The organism is Phenylobacterium sp. (assembly GCF_030698145.1).
Taxonomy (GTDB): Bacteria; Pseudomonadota; Alphaproteobacteria; order Caulobacterales; family Caulobacteraceae; genus Phenylobacterium.
Genome location: NZ_JAUYNW010000077.1, coordinates 1 through 4,087, shown reverse-complemented (window position 1 = coordinate 4,087; position 4,087 = coordinate 1). Strand labels below are relative to the sequence as shown.

General features: G+C 68.4%; 7 protein-coding genes. 5 read left to right on the top strand and 2 right to left on the bottom strand.

Going from position 1 to position 4,087, the window contains the following annotated elements:
• The coding region (locus Q8Q77_RS11105; RefSeq protein ID WP_305583637.1) for an amidohydrolase family protein at nt 1-205 on the top strand (205 nt) is incomplete at its 5' end.
• Between the two features lie 161 nt (nt 206-366).
• On the opposite strand, the gene Q8Q77_RS11100 is transcribed toward Q8Q77_RS11105, so the two are convergent.
• Nucleotides 367-1,665 carry a lytic murein transglycosylase gene (locus Q8Q77_RS11100; RefSeq protein WP_305583636.1) on the bottom strand — a complete coding sequence of 433 codons (1,299 nt, stop codon included), beginning with the start codon at nt 1,663-1,665 and terminating at the stop codon, nt 367-369.
• 136 nt (nt 1,666-1,801) lie between these two features.
• Between Q8Q77_RS11100 and ykgO the strand changes: the two genes are divergently transcribed.
• Together ykgO and Q8Q77_RS11090 are read left to right on the top strand one after the other, a co-directional pair.
• Complete coding sequence (gene ykgO / locus Q8Q77_RS11095; RefSeq protein ID WP_254835668.1) at nt 1,802-1,927, top strand: type B 50S ribosomal protein L36; 126 nt, start codon at nt 1,802-1,804, stop codon at nt 1,925-1,927.
• A gap of 1 nt (nt 1,928) precedes the next feature.
• Nucleotides 1,929-2,543 carry an HAD family phosphatase gene (locus Q8Q77_RS11090; protein WP_305583635.1) on the top strand — a complete coding sequence of 205 codons (615 nt, stop codon included), beginning with the start codon at nt 1,929-1,931 and terminating at the stop codon, nt 2,541-2,543.
• Here Q8Q77_RS11090 and folE read toward each other — a convergent pair.
• On the bottom strand, nt 2,540-3,124 hold the full coding sequence (gene folE / locus Q8Q77_RS11085) for a GTP cyclohydrolase I FolE (protein ID WP_305583634.1): 585 nt from the start codon (nt 3,122-3,124) through the stop codon (nt 2,540-2,542). The genes Q8Q77_RS11090 and folE overlap by 4 nt on opposite strands.
• Nucleotides 3,125-3,255: 131 nt before the next feature.
• Between folE and Q8Q77_RS11080 the strand changes: the two genes are divergently transcribed.
• Together Q8Q77_RS11080 and Q8Q77_RS11075 are read left to right on the top strand one after the other, a co-directional pair.
• A complete protein-coding gene (locus Q8Q77_RS11080) occupies nt 3,256-3,522 on the top strand; it encodes a DUF2312 domain-containing protein (protein ID WP_305583633.1) in 267 nt (88 codons plus the stop codon).
• Nucleotides 3,519-3,836 carry a hypothetical protein gene (locus Q8Q77_RS11075; RefSeq protein WP_305583632.1) on the top strand — a complete coding sequence of 106 codons (318 nt, stop codon included), beginning with the start codon at nt 3,519-3,521 and terminating at the stop codon, nt 3,834-3,836. Before Q8Q77_RS11080 ends, Q8Q77_RS11075 begins: the two co-directional genes overlap by 4 nt.
• The last annotated feature ends 251 nt before the right edge of the window (nt 3,837-4,087 follow it).

The window sequence follows — 4,087 nt, the reverse complement described above, 5'->3', positions numbered from 1 at the left end:
CCTGAAGCCGACCATCGACATCATCGGCGCGAACAACATCCTCTACGAGACCGACTTCCCGCATCCCACCAGCATGAGCCCGGGGCCCGCCACCTCGGCGACCTATCCGGCGCTCTACATGGAAGAAGCCTTCGAGGGCGTCGCGCGGGCCGATGTGGAGAAGATCGTCCACGGCAACGCGGCGCGCATCTACCACCTCGACTGATGGCGAGATCCTCCCCCAGCGCGAAGCGCGGTTCGGGGGAGGTGGATCGCCGCCTCCTTGGGCGGCGAGACGGAGGGGGTTGAAGCCCCCAGCAAGAGTCAAAGTCCCCCTTAGTCAGCTTCGCTGACAGCTCCCCCAGCGGGGGAGCATCTGCTCTCTGGCTAGCCCCCTGGCGGCAGGGCGCCGACCTCGACATTCAGGCGCCGCACCATCTCCATGGAGAGATAGCCGTCGGCGATGATCCCGCGGGCCTTCTGCCAGGCGCGCAGGGCGCCGCGGGTGTTGATACCCACCACCCCGTCCGGCTCGCCCGGACTGAAGCCCAGCCGCGCCAGCGCGGTCTGGGCGGCGATGCGGTCGCCGATCCCCAGGGGCGTCTCGATGGGCCAGGCCCGCGCCAGGGGTCCGCCGCCGCTGAAGCGGTCGGCCAGTAGCCCGATCCCCAGCGCGTAGGCCGTGGAGTTGTTGTACTTGCGGATCGCGAAGTGGTTGGGCAGCAGCAGGAAGACCGGGCCGCTCGCGCCGGCCGGCGCCGCCAGCATGGCCTTGGCGGCGCGGTCGGACGCCGACCAGCCCTTGCCGTCTGCCGGCTTCACGCCCAGCTCCGCCCACCAGTCCGGCGTCTCGCGCGGGCCCTCGGTCAGGCTGTAGTCGAAGCCCGGAGGGATTGAGACCTCCCGCGCCCAGCCCTCGCCGCGCGTCCAGCCGCCCTTGGCCAGCAGGTTGGCCGCCGAGGCGAGCGCGTCGTTGCTGGAGCCCCAGATGTCGCGCCGCCCGTCGCTGTCGCCATCGACCGCCGTGGCCAGATAGTTGGACGGCAGGAACTGGGTCTGGCCCATGGCGCCGGCCCAGGAGCCCTTGAGCCGGCCGCGGTCGGCTTCGCCCGACTGGATGATCTTCAGCGCTGCGATCAGCTCGCCCTCGGCGAAGGCGCGGCGGCGGCCGTGGAAGGCCAGGCTGGCCATGCATCGGACCACGTCGAAATCGCCCTGGATCGCGCCGAAGCCGCTCTCCATGGCCCAAACCGCGATCAAGATGTCGCGCGGCACGCCGAAGCGCTGCTCGACCCCGCCCCAGAACGGCAACTCGGCCCGGTAGCGCTGGCCGCGCGCGATACGGTCGTCGCTCACCGTGCCCTTGATGTAGTCGCCCACGGGCTTGGAGAATTCGGGCTGGGCGGAGTCCAGGCTGATCACCCGCGGATTGGGCGTCAGGCCCGCCAGCTCGCGGTCCAGCAGGCCGGTGGGCAGGCCCGCGGCCACGGCGCGGTTGCGGAACTGTCCGCGCCACTCGTCGAAGCTTGCGTCGCCCGAGGAGGCGGGATCGGGCTGCGACGCCGGCGCGGGCGCCGGCGCGGGCGGCGGCGGGGCCGGGAAGGGCGAACCCGTCACCGGCTTGAACTCGGTGGAAGTGTCGGCGCAGCCGGCCACGAGCAGAAGGAGGAAGAGGCGGCGGTCCATGCTCCAAGCCTAGCGGCGCCCGCGCGCTTCCCCAATCACAAGGCCGTCAGCCGTTGACTCAAAAGCGCTTGCCCCGTATACGCGCCCGCTCTGTAGATAACCCCGGCCCTCAAAAGCCGGCGCGTGAGATAGGTCCATGAAGGTCAGAAGCTCGCTCAAGACGCTCAAGACTCGCCATCGCGATTGTAAGCTGGTGCGTCGCAAGGGCGTGATTTTCGTCATCAACAAGACGAACCCGCGCTTCAAAGCCAAGCAAGGCTGAGATGCCTAGGGCGGCTGTGAAAGCCGTCCTCTGGGACATCGGCAATGTCATCGTGCGCTGGGACCCGCGCACGCTCTACGCCAAGTTTTTCAAGGAACCGGCCCAATGCGACCGGTTCCTTTCGCATGTCTGCACCATGGCTTGGCACACCGCGCACGACCGCGGCGTGACCTTCGCCGACAACCGCGCGCCCCTGCTCGAGCAGTTCCCCGAATACGCCGAGGCGATCCACGTCTGGGAGACCCGATGGTGGGACATGTTCTCCGGACCCATCGCCGAGACCGAGTCCGCCATCGAAGCCCTGCATGAGGCAGGCGTCCCGCAGTACGGCGTGACCAACATGTCCCACGAGACCTTCCCCGGCACGATCGCCATGAGCCCGGCCTTCGCGCGGCTGAAGGCCTATGTGGTCTCGGCCCATGACGGCGTGATGAAGCCCGATCCGGCCTTCTATGCGCTGGCCTGCGAGCGGTTCGGGCTCAAGCCCGCCGGGGTCCTGTTCGTCGACGACAGCGAGAAGAACATCCTCGCCGCCCGCGCCTTCGGCTTCGACGCCCACCACTTCACCGATCCGTCGGCCCTGCGCCCGGCGCTGGAAGCGCGCGGGCTGCTCTAGCCGTTCCGCACCAGTTCGAAGAACTCCTGCCGGGTCCGCGCATCGTCGCGCACCTCGCCGGTCAGGTGGCTGGTGGTCAGACGCGCGCCCGGCGTGTTCACCCCGCGCATGGTCATGCAGCTGTGCTCGGAGACGATCACTACGCCGACGCCCTTGGGCTTGAGGACGTCGTCGATGGCCCCGGCGATCTCGGCGGTCAGCTTCTCCTGGATCTGCAGGCGCCGCGCGAAGCCGTGGACCACCCGGGCCAGCTTGGAGATTCCCACCACCCGGTCGCGCGGCAGATAGCCCACATGGGCCTTGCCCAGGAACGGCAGCATGTGGTGCTCGCAGAAGCTGACCACCCGGATGTCGCGCAGCACGACCAGCTCGTCATAGCCGCCGACCTCCTCGAAGGTCCGCGCCAGATACTCAGTGGGGTCGCTCTCATAGCCGGAGAACAGCTCCCTGTAGGCCCGCGCCACCCGCGCCGGGGTCTCCAGCAGGCCTTCGCGGTCGGGATCGTCTCCGGCCCATTGGATCAAGGTGCGGACGGCGGCCTCGGCCTCCGACTGGGTGGGGCGGGCCTTGCTGCTGGGCATGGGAATCTCCAGGTGGGTGCGTCATGAACGGCTTCCCGGCGGTGAAGGTTCAGCGGGCGGATGACAGGCGCCGGCCGCGCCGCTAGGGTCCCGCGCTTTCCGACCTCCCCGACTTGTGAGACGTTTTGCCCATGTCCGACGACAACGCCCACGGCGACATCCTGAACCAGGCCGCCCAGGGCCAGCTGAAGAGCATCATCGAGCGCATCGAGCGGCTGGAGCAGGAGAAGTCCGAGATCGCCGAGCAGATCAAGGAGGTCTTCGCCGAGGCCAAGGGCAACGGCTTCGACGTCAAGATCCTGCGCAAGGTGGTCCGCATCCGTAAGCAGGACCGCGCCAAGCGCCTGGAGGAAGAGGCCATCCTCGACCTCTATCTCGCGGCGATGGGAGAGATTTGAAGAGAACCCCGCCAGATCGCAAGGCGCAGGCCCAACGGGCCGCGCTGAACGCCCTGAAACGCGTCCGTCGCCAGGCGGACCGCGCGGACGTCAAGCTCTCCGACTGGGAAGGCGAGTTCCTGGGCTCTGTGGAAGACCGGGTGAAGACCTATGGCCGCGCCTTCGGCGACCCCGAAAAGGGCGCGCCGGGCGAGGCGCTCTCGGCCCTCCAGGCGGTGAAGCTCAAGGAGATCGCCGCCAAGGCCAAGGGCGAGAAGACCGAGATGGCCCGCAAGCCGTTCAAGCGGCGGGTGAAGCCTTATTCGGAGGACTGAACCAACCCAGATGCTCCCCTTCTGGGGGAGCTGTCAGCGAAGCTGACTGAGGGGGACTTTGACTCTTGTTTGTGGGCTGCAACCCCCTCCGTCTCGTCGCGAAGAGGCGACGATCCACCTCGTGTATTTGGCTTGCGCTAGATTTGCAGAGCGGCCGGCCGAGGCGCTCATCACGCCAGCGGCCGGCCGCCGCACCGTCGAGACCGTCGCCACCTAGGTTCACAGCCCGTGGGGGAGCTTGGGTCCGGCGG